The following is a 14853-nucleotide window of genomic DNA, read 5'->3' on the forward strand; positions in this document are numbered from 1 at the left end:
GGACGTGCCGGGTGGGTTTAAGCCGCGACAACACCGGCGAGTGATGGCGAATACACACTCAGGCATCCTCGCGGTCGGGAGATTCGAGCCGGAAGAAATTGCTCTGCGTACCGTCCGTGCGCTGTTCCTGGTAGATGAAGTTCAACCGACGCTGATCAAACGTCCCAAACCACTCATCCCAGGAGATCTTTCGTAGATTACCGCCGCCGTAGCCGGGGAAGTCGATCCGCAGCACGCTCGGCCGGCCGTCACGAGGGGCGCTGACGGTCGCCGGTGCGCCGCCCCGGGCATCGGCCCACTGCCGGATGGTCCGGTGATCGGTGGTGACCAGGCTACGCCCGGCACGTTCGGCGTGCTGCTGCGGATCGTCGATACGCTGGGCGTACTTCAGTGAACTGGACGACTTGGCTCCAGACCGGATCTTGGCAGCACCCCCGCCGGACCGGTCACCGCCGCCCGCGCCAGCGGTGTTCCTACCCGCCGAACTGCTGCTCTTACGGGCCGAACTGCTGCTCTTACGGGCCGAACTGGTGCTCTTACGGGCCGAACTGGTGCTCTTACGGGCCGAACTGGTGCTCTTGCCGGCTGGTGCGGAACGTCGGGCAGTCGGCGAACCCGCCTTCGGCCGAGACGCCTGCTGCGCCCGCGCTGGCGTGCCACGGCGCATCGCTCGCGCCAACGACTTGATCAGATCGGGCTTGCGCAGGTTGGACGTCCCGGTCACCCCACGCTTGCGCAGCTGGTCTCGCAGTTCGTCGACGCGAAGGTCGGCAAGGTCGCTCTCCCGTACCGCGCCGCCGGCCCGGCCGATGGTCGCCGGGCTGGCCTTGCGGGCCGGGCTGGCCTTACGGGCCGTGGTGGAGCTACGGGCCGAGGTGGAGCTACGGCCGGCCTTGGACCGTCCGTCCGACGCCGGGCTGCGGCGCCGGGTGCTGGTCTGTTGAGGCATGGTCTGCTCACTCCCTTTGACAGTGTCCCTGCGGGGGGCAGTGGGCGACGATTACGCCACCATGCGAGCAGTACCCTGCTGGCTCCCTACAAACCTGGATCCTCCGGCGTCTTGTCGTCGAAAAGGTGCGCGAAGGCGCGCAGGTTCGCCAGCGATTCACCTCTCTTGACCCGCCATTCCCACTCGCGGCGGATCGCCGAACCGAAGCCGATCTCCAGCATCGCGTCGAATGACTCGTCGGCATAGGTGAGCACCGAGCCGAGTATCCGGTCCAGTTCGTCTTCGGTGATACCGGCCAGCCCGACACGACCGGTGAGGTAGATGTCGCCGACCGCGTCGATCGAAAAGGCGACACCGTACATCCGGGCGTTGCGTCGCAGCAGCCAGGTCCACAACTCGGTACGCCGTTCATCGGGCTGCCGCATCACGAATGCTTCTATTCGCAGCGCCTGCTCGCCGACGATCAGATTGCACACCGTCTTCAGCTTGTGGGTGCCCGGCAACGTCACCGCGTACGACAGGTCACCGGTCGGTTCCCAGCTCAGCTCGCGCTCGGCGCAGACCGCCTCGATCAGCGCCGCCACCTCGGCTCGTCCGCTCATCGCACTCCTGGTCAGCCCACGCTCGCCGACAGGGCGTCGGCGTCCCGGGACATCCCGGCGGCGGTCGCCGCGCGGTACGCCCGCACCGCCCCACCGTAGACGTCGAGCAGCCCGGCCGCAGTGCGTGCCCAGGAGAACTGCCGGGCGTGTTCCACCGCGCCCCGCCCGAGCCGGTCCCGCAACGCCGGGGCGGCCAGCAGATCGCCGATCGCCCGGCCCCAGTCCTCCGGGCGGTGCCCGGCGACCAGCACTCCGCTGCGCCCGTCGCGGACCGCGGTGACCAGTCCACCGACGGAGGCGGCCAGCACCGGCGTGCCGCAGGCCTGAGCCTCCAGGGCGACCAGACCGAACGATTCGTTGTACGACGGCACCGCGACCAGGTCGGCGGCCCGGAACAGGGCCGGCAGGTCGGTACGGGCCAGCGGCGGCATGAACTGCACCAGATCGTCCACTCCCAGCGATCTCGCCAGGTCGATCAGAGCCCGCGGCTGGTCCAGACCGGTTCCGCTGGGGCCACCGGCGACCACCACCGTGAGATCGGCGACCGCGCCCGGATCCCGCCGACGTAGTGCAGCCACCGCGCGCAGCAGTACGTCGGGTGCCTTCAGCGGCTGGATTCGGCCGACGAACGCCACCAGATGGCCGCGGACCGGCAGGCCGAACCGCCGTCGGGCGGCCGCCCTGGTGGCCTGTTCCCGTCCGGGTGGGCCGGGCCGGAACCGGTCCAGGTCGACGCCCGGTTCGACCACGGACACCCGGTCCGCCCCGGCGCCGTACCAGTCGATCAACTCGCCGGCCTCGGTCCTGGTGTTGGCCACCAGATGGTCCGCCTCGCTGACCACCTGTTCCTCGCCGATGATCCGGCAGGCCGGTTCAGGCCGGTCACCGGCTGCCAGCCGGGCGTTCTTGACCTTGGCGAGAGTGTGCGCGGTGTGCACCAGCGGCACCCCCCAGCGCTCCTTCGCCAGCCACCCGACCTGCCCGGAGAGCCAGTAGTGCGAGTGGATCAGGTCGTAGTAGCCGGGTGCCCGGGCGGCTTCCGCCCGCAGCACCCCGGCGGTGAACGCGCAGAGCTGCGCCGGCAGGTCCTCCTTCGGCAGCGGTTCCAGCGGGCCGGAGATCACCTGCCGCACCCGTACGCCGGGTGCCATCTCCACCACCGGCGGTACGCCGCCCGCCGTCGCCCGGGTGAAGATCTCGACCTCCACGCCGGCCTCGGCCAGCCGCCGGGACACCTCGACGATGTAGACGTTCATGCCGCCGGCGTCGCCGGTGCCCGGCGAGTCCAGCGGAGAGGTGTGCACCGACAGTGTCGCGACCCGACGGGGACGCGGCGGCGGCTGGTTGTCACCCTGCCCGGCCTGACCCACCTGCACCACGTCGCTCCCTCCGCTCGCCTGATCGCAGCCAACGCCACCAACCAGGACGACCCGTCACATCTTCCCGGTACTGGCAGCGACATGCCGCACTACAGCGGGTGGAGGTGATCCACCTCTCGCCGGCGGCGACGCCCGGGGCCGACCGGCGGCGATCGTCCCGAGCCGCCGAGCGGCGACAATGGCGGGATGACACCGATCGCCATCGTCACCGGAGCGTCCAGCGGGATCGGCGCGGCCACCGCCCGCCGGCTGGCCGCCGAGGGCTTCCACGTGGTCGCCGCCGCCCGCCGCGGCGACCGGCTCGCCGACCTGGTCGACTCGATTCGCGACAACGGCGGGGCCGCCACTGCGGTGACCTGCGACGTCACCGACGACGGGTCGGTGGCCGGGCTGGCGCAGGCGGTCAGCGGGTTGGCCCAGCAGGGTGACCCGCCCGGGCGGGTCACCCTGCTGGTGAACAACGCCGGCGGGGCGCGCGGGCTGGACCCGGTCGAGTCCGCACCGGTGGCCGACTGGCGGTGGATGTACGAGGTGAACGTGCTCGGCACGCTGCGGGTCACCCAGGCTCTGCTACCGGCGCTGACCGCCAGCGGGGCCGGCACCGTCGTGGTGATCGGCTCCACCGCCGGGCAGGTCGTCTACGAGGGCGGTGGCGGCTACACCGCAGCCAAGCACGGCCAGACCGCGCTTACCGAGACGCTACGGCTGGAGCTGTGCGGCCGGCCGGTCCGGGTGGTCGAGATCGATCCGGGCATGGTGCGTACCGACGAGTTCAGCGTGAACCGGTTTGGCGGGGACACCGCGCGGGCCGACGCGGTCTACGCCGGGGTGGCCGAGCCGCTGGTCGCCGACGACATCGCGGACTGCGTCGCCTGGTGCGTCACCCGCCCGCCGCACGTCAACGTGGACCGGCTGGTGGTCCGCCCGTTGGCCCAGGCAGCGCAGCACAAGGTGCATCGGGTGCTGCCCGGGTGAGCGGGGGGCGGGCGGCCCGGCCGGGCGGAGCCCGCGCGACCGACCCGGCACGGCCGGTCGGCGAGGTCACCCGGGGCACCACCGCACCGAACCGACTGCGCCGGGCCGACCGGTGGATCGCGTACCGCTGCGGGCCGGCGCTGACGGACTCGGCCGGTCCACCGCTGGTTGTCGACCTGGGTTTCGGTGCCCATCCGGTGACCACCGTCGAACTGGCCGCCCGGCTGCGGGCGGTGCGGCCGGACGTGCGGGTGGTCGGGCTGGAGATCGACCCGGACCGGGTCACGGCGGCGGCTCCGGCTGCCACGCCACCAGAACTGATCTTCGGCCGGGGTGGATTCGAGCTGGCCGGACTTCGGCCGGTGCTGGTCCGCGCGTTCAACGTGCTGCGCCAGTACGCCGAGTCCGACGTCGCAACGGCGTGGGCGACGATGCGCGCCGCGCTGGCCCCCGGCGGGTTGCTGGTCGAGGGGACCTGCGACGAGCCGGGCCGGGTCTGCTCCTGGGTGCTGCTCGACGCCACCGGGCCGGTCTCGCTGACCCTGGCCGGCCGGTTGGCCACCCTGGCCGGCCCGGCCGGCGGCGGGCCGGCGGTGCTCGCCGAACGGCTACCGAAGGCGCTGATCCACCGCAACGTGCCGGGCGAGCGGGTGCACGCGCTGCTGCGGGCGCTCGACGAGAGTTGGCGGGCGGCGGCCGGCTATAGGCCGTACGGGCCACGGCAGCGCTGGCTGCACACGGTGTCGGCGCTGCGGGACGGCGGCTGGCCGGTGCTGGACCGACCGGCGCGGTGGCGGCTCGGCGAGTTGACCGTGCCCTGGTCGGCGGTGGCCCCGACCGACGGCGCAACGGTCGAATCCTGCCGGCGGGTCAGCTAGACGAGTAGTTCCGAAGTCAGGGGTCGATGTCCGGGCATGAGGAGAGGGCATCCAAGATCATGTTGTGACGCAAGACCTGGACACCCTCTTGACCGCACTGTACGTGAAGATCGACGACAGCATCCGCACGCCCCGGTGGCGCGGCAGACCACCACTGCTGACCGACTCCGAACTGGTCTGCCTGGCCGTGGCGCAGGTCCTGCTCGGCGCCCGTTCCGAAGCCCACTGGATCCGCTACGCCCGGGTCCACCTGGCCGGCATGTTCCCCTACCTACCGCAGCGGCCCGGCTACAACAAACGGCTCCGCGCCGCCCTCCCGCTGATCAAGAAGACGATCCGGAACCTGGCCCGCGACAGCGACTTCTGGTTCGACAACCACTGGATCGTCGACTCCACCCCGGTGCCGTGCGGCATGTCCCGCCCCACCGTGCAACGTTCGGACCTGGCCGGCTGGGCCGGATACGGCTACTGCGCCTCCCACTCCCGGTTCTTCTGGGGACTGCGCCTGTACCTGGTCTGCACCCCGACCGGGATGCCGATCCTGTGGGCCCTGGCGAACCCGAAGATCGGCGAGCGGGAGGTCCTCGCCGCGATGCTGGAGGTCGAGGCCGGTGTCGTCGCCGAACACGACGGCATCCTGTTGATCAGCGACAAGGGCTTCGCGTCCGGACCACTCGAGCGGGAACTCGCCGACCAGGGCATCACCCTGCTACGCCCGTCACGCAAGCGGGAGAAGGCCCGCTACGGCGAACCGATGCTCAAGAAGGTCCGGCAGCTGATCGAGTCGGTCAACGACACCCTCAAGGGCCAGCTTGATCTTGAGGAACACGGTGGGCGGACCTTCGTCGGCGTCGCCGTACGGGTGGCCCAGCGACTCCTCGCGATGGCCGCCGCGATCTGGCACAACAACAAGACCGGCGCACCCGTCACCCGGTCCCTGATCGCCTACGACCACTGACGGGACTTCGGAACAACTCGTCTAGTCGAACGAGCAGTTGATCAGGACCGGCTCCGGGTGCAGTGCGACGCCGAACCGGTCGCGGACCCCGTCCCTGATGGTGCCGGCCAGGTCGAGCAGCGCGGCGGTGCTGCCGCCGCCCCGGTGGGTGAGTGCCAGGGTGTGCTTGCTGGAGATGGCGACCGGCGCGTCGCCACCCGGGTAGCCCTTGCCGTACCCGGCCTTGTCGATCAGCCACGCCGCGCTGACCTTGACCGCGTCGCCACCGGCGACCGGCCAGGTCGCCGGCTCGCCCGTCCCGGCGGCGGCGACCCGGGCGTGGAACCGCCGCGCGGCGGCGGCGTCCAGCACCGGGTTGGTGAAGAACGAGCCCACCGAGCGGGTGTCCGGGTCGGTGGCGTCGAGCACCATCCCCTTGCCGGCCCGTAGCCGCAGCACGGCGGCACGGGCGTCGGCCAGCGGCACCCGGTCACCGACGGCGACGCCGAGGCTGCGGGCAAGCTCGGCGTAGCGCACCGGGGTGGACAGTTCGCTGCGGGCCAGTTGGAAGTCCACCGCCAGCACCAGGTAGCGGTCGTTGCGTTTGAACAGGCTGTCGCGGTAGGCGAACCGGCAGTCGGCGGCAGGCAACGCGTACCGCTCGTCGGTGAGCCGGTCGTGCACGTGCACGGCCTGCACGGTCTCGGCGACCTCCTGACCGTAGGCGCCGACGTTCTGGATCGGGGTGGCGCCGGCAGCGCCCGGGATGCCGGACAGGCACTCCACCCCGGACCAGCCGGCGGCGACGGTCGCCGCGACCAGGTCGTCCCACGGCTCGCCAGCCTCGACCCGAATGGTGACGGTGGCCGGACCACCAGCCCTCGCCGGTTCCTCGGTGACCACCTGGAACCCGGTGGAGCGGACCAGGATCACCGTGCCGGGGAAGCCGTCGTCGCCGATGACCACGTTGCTGCCGCCGCTGAGCAGCAAGATCTGCTCCCCGCGCCGGCCGGCGTCACGGACCGCCTCGGTCAACTCGTCGGCGGTGGTCGCGGTGACCAGCCGGTCGGCCGGGCCGCCGAGGGCGAGCGTGGTATAGCGTGCCAACGGCGCAAGGGCCGTCGGGTCTTCAGCAGATGGCGCGTGGGCACTAACGTCAGGCACACCCCTCACCCTAGGCTGGATTCCACCCGCGCCACGCCACTGGCTGTCGGCTCGACCCGGAGGATCATGATGAGCAGGCTGCACGGCTCCAAGGACTTCTGGCTCGGCGCACTACGGGCGGACGGTCCGGCGTTCCGGGCCGCGATCGCCCAGGTGCCGCTGGACGCGCCGGTGCCGTCCTGCCCGGACTGGACGGTCGTCGACCTGGTGCACCATCTCGGCGTCGTGTACGTGTGGGTGCGGGAGACCGTGTCGCGCGGTGTCGCCGATCCGCGGGAGGAGCGGCCGCCGGTGGTTGCCAAACCCGACGGGGCCGAGGCGGTCGGCTGGTGGCAGCAGGAGTTCGACGCGCTGGTCACCCTGCTGGACGGGCTCGACCCGGAGATACCGGCATGGAACTGGGCGCCGCAAGCCAAGAAGGTGGGCTTCTGGGTCCGGCGGATGGCGCACGAGACCGCGGTGCACCGCTGGGACGCGCAGACGGCGATCGCCGGGGTGGAGCCGGTGGAGGCGAAGCTGGCCGCCGACGGGATCAGCGAGGTGCTGGACTCCTGGCTGCCGGCGGGCCGGCGGCGCAGGCGCCAGCCAGCGTACGGAGTGGCGCATCTGGTGGCGACCGACGCCGAACAGGAGTGGTACGTCCGGTTGCGGGGCGAGGGTATGGCGCTGCTGGACACCGACACGATCCTCGACTCCGATGATCACCACACCCGGACCCTGGCCACCGGCACCGCGAGTGACCTGCTCCTCGCACTCTGGGGTCGGGTGCAGTTCGACGTGCTGGACGTCTCCGGCGACGCAGCGCTGCTGGACGCGCTGCGGGTCGGCTGACCCACTGCCCGCTCTTCCGTCCGTCGGCTCCGGGGTAGGTAACGCGCCGGCAACGTTCTGAGAACGCTCTCTTGACAGGCAGTGATTGACCTCCCACTCTCGTGAGAGCGCTCTCACCGACCACGCCCGGCCAGTCGGTCAGGCCGCCAGGGTCGACAGAGAGCCAGCCAGCAAACACGCAGTTTCCGCACCCCACCATGCCTGGATCCGAGAGGGGTCAATCCATGGGCACCGATTCACGCCGCCGACTGGTCACCGCGACCGCCGCCGCGGTCACCGTGCTCGCCGCAGCTACCGGCTGCGGCGGCGACGAAGCCGCCGACGACGGCACCATCACCCTGACCGTCGACGTCTTCGGCCAGTTCGGCTATGAGGAGCTGTACAAGCAGTACGAGGCCGAGAACCCCGGGATCAAGATCGTCGAACGGGGCACCGGTACCAACCTTGACGAGTACTCCCCCAAGCTGACCCAGTGGCTGGCCGCCGGCAAGGGTGCAGGCGACGTCGTCGCCATCGAGGAGGGCCTGCTCATCGAGTACAAGGCCAATCCGCAGAACTTCGTGAACCTGCTCGACCACGGCGCCGCCGAGCTCGAAGGCAACTTCATGCCGTGGAAGTGGGACCAGGCGCTGACCGCCGACGGCAGCCAGTTGATCGGGCTCGGCACCGACGTCGGCGGCATGGCGATGTGCTACCGCACCGACCTGTTCGAGGCCGCCGGGCTGCCGACCGACCGCGACGAGGTCTCCGCGCTCTGGCCGACCTGGCAGGACTACATCTCCGTCGGCGGGCGGTTCATCGAGGCCGACACCGGCGCGTCGTTCCTGGACGCGGCGACCCAGACATTCAACACGATCGTGCTGCAGACCGCCGGTGCCGCCGAGGGTTACCACTACTACGACCTCGACGACAACCTCGTCGTCGACACCAACCCGGCCGTCAAGCAGGCCTGGGACATCACCATGGACATCATCGACTCCGATCTGAGCGGCAAGTACGGTGCCTGGTCCGACGAGTGGGTGGCCGCGTTCAAGCAGGCCAAGTTCGCCACCATCGCCTGCCCCGCCTGGATGACCGGGGTCATCGAGGGCAACGCCGGCCCGGAGGCGGCCGGCAAATGGGACATCGCCAAGGTGCCCGGTGACGGCGGCAACTGGGGCGGATCGCACCTGGCGGTGCCGGCGCAGAGCGAGCACCAGGAGGAAGCCGTCAAGCTGGTCAAGTTCCTGACCAGCCCGGAGGGGCACATCGGGGCGTTCAAGGCCAAGGGCCCGCTGCCGTCGTCGCCGCAGGCGCTCGACGATCCGGCGATCCTGGAGGCGACCAGCGAGTACTTCAACGACGCCCCGATCGGGCAGATCTTCGGTGAGGGCGCCAAGAACCTCAAGCCGGTCTACATGGGACCGAAGAACCAGGCGGTCCGCACCGAGGTGGAGAACGCCGTCCGTACGGTCGAGCTGGGTCAGCGTACGCCCGACGAGGGCTGGACCGACGCGGTGAACAACGCCAAGACGGCGGCCGAGAAGTGACCGCGGGCCGGGTGGCGCAGGTCGAGCCGGGGCAGCCGGCCGCCGACGCCACCCGGCCGGCCCGGCGACAGCCCGAGCCGCCGCACCGGCGGCCCCGGCTGTGGCTGGCCCGGCTGGACACCAAAGCATCCCCGTACCTGTACATCGCGCCGTTCTTCGTGCTGTTCGCGATCTTCGGCGCCTACCCGCTGGGCTACACGTTCTGGGTGTCGCTGCACGACTGGGACCTGCTCGCCGCCGAGCACCCGTTCGTCGGCTTCGACAACTACAGCCGGCTGCTCGGCGACGGCGACTTCTGGAACTCGGTGCTCAACACGTTGGGCATCTTCGTCATCTCCACCGTGCCGCAGCTGCTGCTGGCGCTCTGGCTGGCCCACCTGTTGAACCGGCAGCTGCGGGCCCGCACCTCGTTCCGGATGAGCATCCTGATCCCGAACATCACCTCGACGGCGGCCGTCGCGATCGTCTTCGGCCAGCTGTTCAGCCGCGAGTTCGGCATGATCAACTGGGCGCTGGACCTGGTCGGCGTCGACGCCGTCGACTGGCGTAACACCCGGTTCGGCGCCTGGGTGGCGATCTCGACGATGGTCGACTGGCGGTGGACCGGCTACAACGCGCTGATCTTCCTGGCCGCGATGCAGTCCATTCCGAAGGACCTGTACGAGTCGGCGGCGATCGACGGCGCGCGACCCGCCCGGCAGTTCTGGTCGATCACCGTGCCGATGCTGCGGCCGACGATCGTCTTCTGCGTCATCATCTCCACCATCGGCGGGCTGCAGTTGTTCACCGAGCCGCTGCTGTTCAACTCCGGCCCCAACCCGATCCGGGGTGGGCCGCTGCGCGAGTCGCAGACCATGACCATGTACATGTTCGAGAACGCGTTCGCGCCGCACTTCAACTTCGGCTACGGCTCGGCGATCGCCTGGATGCTGTTCGCCCTGATCGTCGTCATCTCGCTGATCAACGTGCTGGTGATCCGCCGGCTCGGCAACAGCACCCGGAAGCAGGGGTGAGCACCGTGAAAGCCAGTCAGCACCTGTGGAGCGCCAGCAAACTGACGTACGCGACGCTGATCGTCGCCGGGCTGATGTCGATCTTCCCGATCTACTGGATGTTCGTGGTCGCCACCCGGTCCAGCGACGCGATGGGGCAGATCCCGCCGCCGCTGACCCCGGGCGGCAACCTGCCGGGCAACATCGAGCGGCTGTTCAACAATCCGGACGCGTACTTCCTCACCGGCATGATCAACTCGGCGATCGTCGCCGGCACCGTCACCTTCTCCGTGGTGCTGTTCTCGTCGCTGGCCGGGTTCGCCTTCGCCAAACTGCGGTTCAAGGGCTCCAACGCCCTGCTGCTGGTGATCATCGCGACGATGATGGTGCCGACCCAGCTCGGCGTCATCCCGCTGTACATGCTGATGAGCCAGCTGGACTGGAACGACCGGCTCGCCGCGGTCATCGTGCCGGCGCTGGTCACCGGCTTCGGGGTGTTCCTGATGCGGCAGTACGCCAGCCAGGCGGTCAGCACCGAACTGATCGAGGCAGCCCGGGTCGACGGCTGCTCCACGCTACGGATCTACTGGAACGTGGTGCTGCCGGCGCTGCGCCCCGCCGCCGCCGTGCTCGGCCTGCTCACCTTCATGACCATGTGGAACGACTTCCTCTGGCCGTACGCGGTGCTCAACGACCCGGAGAACCCCACCGTGCAGTTGTCGCTGCGGGCGCTGTCGAACGGCTACTACAACGACATGTCGCAGGTCTTCACCGGTACGGCGCTCGCTACGCTGCCACTACTGATCGTGTTCATCATTTTCGGCCGTCAGATCATCGGCGGCATCATGGAAGGTGCTGTCAAGGCGTGACGAACTCCAACCAGCCCGTACGATTCCCCGACTCGTTCATCTGGGGCGCGGCGACCGCGTCGTACCAGATCGAAGGCGCCGCCCGGGAAGCCGGTCGCGGCCCGTCGATCTGGGACACGTTCAGCCGTACGCCGGGCAAGGTGCACGCCGGGCACACCGGGGACGTGGCCTGCGACCACTACCACCGCTACCGCGACGACGTGGCGCTGATGGCCGAACTGGGGCTGCACACCTACCGGTTCTCCATCGCCTGGCCGCGCGTACAGCCGGACGGCACCGGCCCGGTCAACCCGCACGGGCTGGACTTCTACGACCGGCTCGTCGACGAACTGCGCGGGCGCGGCATCGAGCCGATCGTCACCCTCTACCACTGGGACCTGCCGCAGACCCTGGAGGACCGGGGCGGCTGGACCAACCGGGAGACGGCCGAGGCCTTCGCCGAGTACGCGCGGGCCGTGTACGCCCGGCTCGGCGACCGGGTCCAGACCTGGACCACGCTCAACGAGCCGTGGTGCTCGGCGTACCTCGGTTACGGCGCCGGGGTGCACGCCCCGGGCCGCACCGACCCGGCCGCCACCTTCCAGACCGTGCACCACCTGCTGCTCGGCCACGGGCTGGCCAACCAGGCGCTGCGCGCCGCCGGCGCGTCCACCGTCGGGATCACGGTCAATCCGACCTCGGCGTTCCCCGCCGACCCGGCCAGCGAAGCCGACGCCAAGGCGGTCGAGCTGGTCGAGGACCTGCAAAACCGGATCTTCCTCGACCCGATCCTGCGCGGCGGCTACCCGCAGCGCATCCTCGACCACGTCAGCCGGTTCACCAGTCTGGACCACATCCGCGACGGCGACGAGAAGATCATCAGTGCGCCGATCGACCTGCTCGGTATCAACTACTACTCCCCCACCTACCTGGCCGCCCGCGACGGCGCACCCGGTGGTGGCGGGGCGTTCCCCGGCACCGAGGGCATCGAGTTCATCGCCCCGGAGCCGCCGCTGACCGACATGGGCTGGCAGATCCAGCCGTCCGGGCTGACCGCGCTGCTGAGTAAACTGGGGCGGGACTACCCGGGCGTACCGATGATCATCACGGAGAACGGCGCCGCGTTCCCCGACCAGCTGCATCCCGACGGCGACCGGGTCGACGACAGCGACCGGGTCGCCTACCTGGACGGGCATCTGCGGGCCGCGCACGCCGCGATCGCCGCCGGGGTCGATCTGCGCGGTTACCTCGTGTGGTCCCTACTGGACAACTTTGAGTGGTCGTACGGCTACGCCAAGCGATTCGGCATCGTGTACGTGGACTACCTGACCCAGCGGCGGGTGCCAAAGGCCAGCGCACGGTGGTACCAAGAGGTGATCCGCCGCAACGGCATCGGCTGAGCCGCTGGCGTTCACCGAGGTGGGGTGGCACCTTTCACAGACGGGGAGCACAGGTGTGAGCATGGCCAGGGAACGTCCGACGCTGGAGGCAGTGGCCCGCCGGGCCGGCGTGTCCCGGGCCACCGTGTCGCGCGTGGTGAACGGCTCCACCACAGTTGCCGAACCGATTCAGGACGCGGTTCGACGGGCGGTCCAGGAGCTGGGGTACGTCCCCAACCTGGCCGCCCGCAGCCTGGTCACCCAGCGCACCGACTCGATGGGGCTGATCCTGCCGGAGACCGCCACCCGGGTCTTCTCCGACGACCAGGTCTTCCCCGGCATCATCCACGGCGTCAGCCAGGAGCTGGAGGCGGCCGACAAGCAGCTGGTGCTGATGATGTCCGGCTCGGTCGGCAGCCACGACCGGGTCGAGCGCTACGCCCTGGGCCGACACGTCGACGGAGTCATGTTCGCCTCGATCCACGGCGTCGACCCGATGCCCGGCACCCTGGCCCGCAGCGGCCTGCCGGTGGTGTGCAGCGGCCGACCGATGGGCCAGGTCAGCGCCGGAGTGCCGTACGTGGACGTGGAGAACGAGGCCGGTGCCGAGCGGGCGGTCCGATACCTGCTCGAATCCGGCCGGCGGCGGGTGGCGACGATCGCCGGCCCGCAGGACATGATCGCCGGGGTGGACCGGCTCGCCGGCTACCGGACGGTGATCCGGGAGACCGGTGGCCGGTCGCTGGTCGCCGCCGGCGACTTCACCCGCGAGTCGGGTGCGGTCGCGATGCGTCAGCTCCTCGAGGACGACCCGGCGTTGGACGCCGTCTTCGTCGCCTCCGACCTGATGGCCCACGGTGCCATCCGTACGCTGCGGGAAGCCGGCCGCCGGGTGCCCGACGACGTCGCGATCATCGGTTTCGACGACATCGAGATGGCCGGCTACCTGGACCCGGCGCTGACCACCGTCCGCCAGCCGATCCAGGAGATCGGCCGGACGCTGGCCCGGCTGCTACTGCGGCTGGCCGACGGCGAGGCCGTCGGGCCGGCTGTGGTGCTGCCCACCGAACTCGTCCGGCGCGACTCCGCCTGAGGTCCGGCTCCCGGTCCGCTCCCGGTCCGCGCCCCGGTCCCGCTCTGACCCTGACTGACCTCGCCTGCCCTCGCCTGACTGGGTACGCGCGGTTTGCGAGATCATGCAGATAAACGCAGTTCACAAAACCACTGGTCAACCGCAATTCAATTTCGACTTTTCGTAGTTGTCGCAGGTCACCCCAGCCCCGCCGCCGCGAGCCGAATAACGACAAGGCATTGCCGAGCACGAATGCCACTGTTACCGTGAAATCAAATCCGCAACAGGAAGGGGACATCCGTGCGTACTCTCGCAAGAGTCGCCGTCACCGCGGCGATGGTCGTGGGCGCGATGGCCGCCACCGGGACCGCCGCGGTCGCCGCCGAGTCGTCGTCCAACGCCCAGGCCAGCACCACGTCCGCCAGCACGGCTGCGGTCGGCTACTACTACGGCTACGGCAGCGGAAGCAGCGCGAGCAGCGCAGTGTACAACGCCAGGTACCAGGCCGAGATCTGGGCGCAGATTGACGGCTACAACCCCTTCATCGACTGCTTTGTCGTCAACTCGTACGTGACCCAGATCAGCGACTACTACTACACTGCGAACGTCACCCTGCTCTGCTACTGACCAGCAATTCTTGAAGATCGGAACAATTGCGCCGGCCCACCTGGCAGTGGGCCGGCGCGCCCTTCCCGGCCCCGGACCTCGCGCCCCGGGCCTCGTGCTTCCTGCTTCCTGCTTGGGGCTTCGGGTCGGCGGGTCGGGCGGGTCGGCAAACTTCCGGTACCTCATGGTGCCTCCGACGACCTGATGCCACAGGTGCATCTTGATGCACCTGTGGCATCAGCTCAACCGGCATTCCCGACCCCGCAAGCGTGACATCTCGCACGCATGTCGTTACAAAAGGCCATCGTCAACCTGGCCAACTGGCTGGGCCGACCAGGCTCGCCCCTCAGCGGCCGCTACGGCGGGCAACATCCGAGGTTCCGGCCTCACGCCGACGGCGTACCGACCAGGTGTCTCATCGCTGCCAGGGTCTGGTCGATGGTGGCGGGGAGGTCGGGGTCGCCGTGCTGGTCGGGGTCGCCGTGCTGGTCGAGCCAGCGGGTCACCGCGGTCCGGAACGTGGTCACCGCGATCTCGGCGGCCAGCCGGGCGGTCAGATCGTCGATGCCGCGATCGCGGAAGCCCTGCTCCAGTGCCGCCGACAGCAGCGCAAACTTGCGTAGCTCGCGCTCGTGCAGAGCCGGTTCGGCGTCGATCACGGCCCGTCGGCGTAACAGGTAGTCGAGACTGCGGCAGGCAGGCACCGAGGTGT

15 protein-coding genes are annotated in these 14853 nt (G+C 69.9%); 10 read left to right on the forward strand and 5 right to left on the reverse strand.

Annotated features, from left to right (window positions below; all coding sequences use genetic code 11):
- Window positions 1-58: 58 nt before the first annotated feature.
- From O7543_RS16310 to mshA, 3 genes are all read right to left on the reverse strand, one after another.
- Window positions 59-949 carry a hypothetical protein gene (locus tag O7543_RS16310; protein ID WP_281553040.1) on the reverse strand — a complete coding sequence of 297 codons (891 nt, stop codon included), beginning with the start codon at window positions 947-949 and terminating at the stop codon, window positions 59-61.
- 86 nt (window positions 950-1035) lie between these two features.
- The gene (locus O7543_RS16315) at window positions 1036-1551 is read right to left on the reverse strand and encodes a YbjN domain-containing protein (RefSeq protein WP_281553039.1); all 516 of its coding nucleotides are present in this window, start codon (window positions 1549-1551) and stop codon (window positions 1036-1038) included.
- Between the two features lie 11 nt (window positions 1552-1562).
- Window positions 1563-2927 (reverse strand): D-inositol-3-phosphate glycosyltransferase, encoded by a 1365-nt coding sequence (mshA, locus tag O7543_RS16320; protein WP_281567136.1) that lies wholly within the window; start codon window positions 2925-2927, stop codon window positions 1563-1565.
- Window positions 2928-3116: 189 nt separating this feature from the next.
- Between mshA and O7543_RS16325 the strand changes: the two genes are divergently transcribed.
- The 3 genes from O7543_RS16325 to O7543_RS16335 all read left to right on the forward strand — a co-directional run bounded on the left by O7543_RS16325 (window position 3117) and on the right by O7543_RS16335 (window position 5741).
- Window positions 3117-3905, forward strand: coding sequence for an SDR family oxidoreductase (locus O7543_RS16325; protein WP_281553037.1), 789 nt, complete (start codon window positions 3117-3119; stop codon window positions 3903-3905).
- Complete coding sequence (locus O7543_RS16330; RefSeq protein WP_281553036.1) at window positions 3902-4783, forward strand: class I SAM-dependent methyltransferase; 882 nt, start codon at window positions 3902-3904, stop codon at window positions 4781-4783. Before O7543_RS16325 ends, O7543_RS16330 begins: the two co-directional genes overlap by 4 nt.
- A gap of 64 nt (window positions 4784-4847) precedes the next feature.
- A complete protein-coding gene (locus O7543_RS16335; protein WP_281553035.1) occupies window positions 4848-5741 on the forward strand; it encodes an IS982 family transposase in 894 nt (297 codons plus the stop codon).
- A gap of 21 nt (window positions 5742-5762) precedes the next feature.
- Here the strand turns inward: O7543_RS16335 and O7543_RS16340 are convergent, their stop codons facing one another.
- A complete protein-coding gene (locus O7543_RS16340; protein WP_281553034.1) occupies window positions 5763-6884 on the reverse strand; it encodes a UDP-N-acetylmuramate dehydrogenase in 1122 nt (373 codons plus the stop codon).
- 69 nt (window positions 6885-6953) lie between these two features.
- On the opposite strand from O7543_RS16340, the gene O7543_RS16345 reads away from it, so the two are divergent.
- The 7 genes from O7543_RS16345 to O7543_RS16375 all read left to right on the forward strand — a co-directional run bounded on the left by O7543_RS16345 (window position 6954) and on the right by O7543_RS16375 (window position 14162).
- Complete coding sequence (locus O7543_RS16345; protein ID WP_281555403.1) at window positions 6954-7715, forward strand: maleylpyruvate isomerase family mycothiol-dependent enzyme; 762 nt, start codon at window positions 6954-6956, stop codon at window positions 7713-7715.
- A gap of 224 nt (window positions 7716-7939) precedes the next feature.
- Window positions 7940-9244 carry an extracellular solute-binding protein gene (locus O7543_RS16350; RefSeq protein ID WP_281553033.1) on the forward strand — a complete coding sequence of 435 codons (1305 nt, stop codon included), beginning with the start codon at window positions 7940-7942 and terminating at the stop codon, window positions 9242-9244.
- A 98-nt stretch (window positions 9245-9342) separates the two neighbouring features.
- Window positions 9343-10257, forward strand: coding sequence for a sugar ABC transporter permease (locus tag O7543_RS16355; RefSeq protein ID WP_281555402.1), 915 nt, complete (start codon window positions 9343-9345; stop codon window positions 10255-10257).
- 74 nt (window positions 10258-10331) lie between these two features.
- Window positions 10332-11105: a carbohydrate ABC transporter permease gene (locus tag O7543_RS16360; protein WP_123607253.1), complete on the forward strand. Its 774-nt coding sequence runs from the start codon at window positions 10332-10334 to the stop codon at window positions 11103-11105.
- Window positions 11102-12484, forward strand: coding sequence for a GH1 family beta-glucosidase (locus O7543_RS16365; protein WP_281553032.1), 1383 nt, complete (start codon window positions 11102-11104; stop codon window positions 12482-12484). The genes O7543_RS16360 and O7543_RS16365 overlap by 4 nt, the downstream gene beginning before the upstream one ends.
- 61 nt (window positions 12485-12545) lie before the next feature.
- Entirely contained in the window at window positions 12546-13556 is a 1011-nt protein-coding gene (locus O7543_RS16370; RefSeq protein ID WP_281553031.1) for a LacI family DNA-binding transcriptional regulator, read from the forward strand.
- 279 nt (window positions 13557-13835) lie between these two features.
- On the forward strand, window positions 13836-14162 hold the full coding sequence (locus O7543_RS16375) for a hypothetical protein (protein WP_281553030.1): 327 nt from the start codon (window positions 13836-13838) through the stop codon (window positions 14160-14162).
- A gap of 365 nt (window positions 14163-14527) precedes the next feature.
- Here the strand turns inward: O7543_RS16375 and O7543_RS16380 are convergent, their stop codons facing one another.
- Entirely contained in the window at window positions 14528-14845 is a 318-nt protein-coding gene (locus O7543_RS16380) for a hypothetical protein (protein WP_281553029.1), read from the reverse strand.
- Between the last annotated feature and the right edge of the window lie 8 nt (window positions 14846-14853).

This window comes from Solwaraspora sp. WMMA2080 (genome assembly GCF_027497395.1).
Classification (GTDB): Bacteria; Actinomycetota; Actinomycetes; order Mycobacteriales; family Micromonosporaceae; genus Micromonospora_E.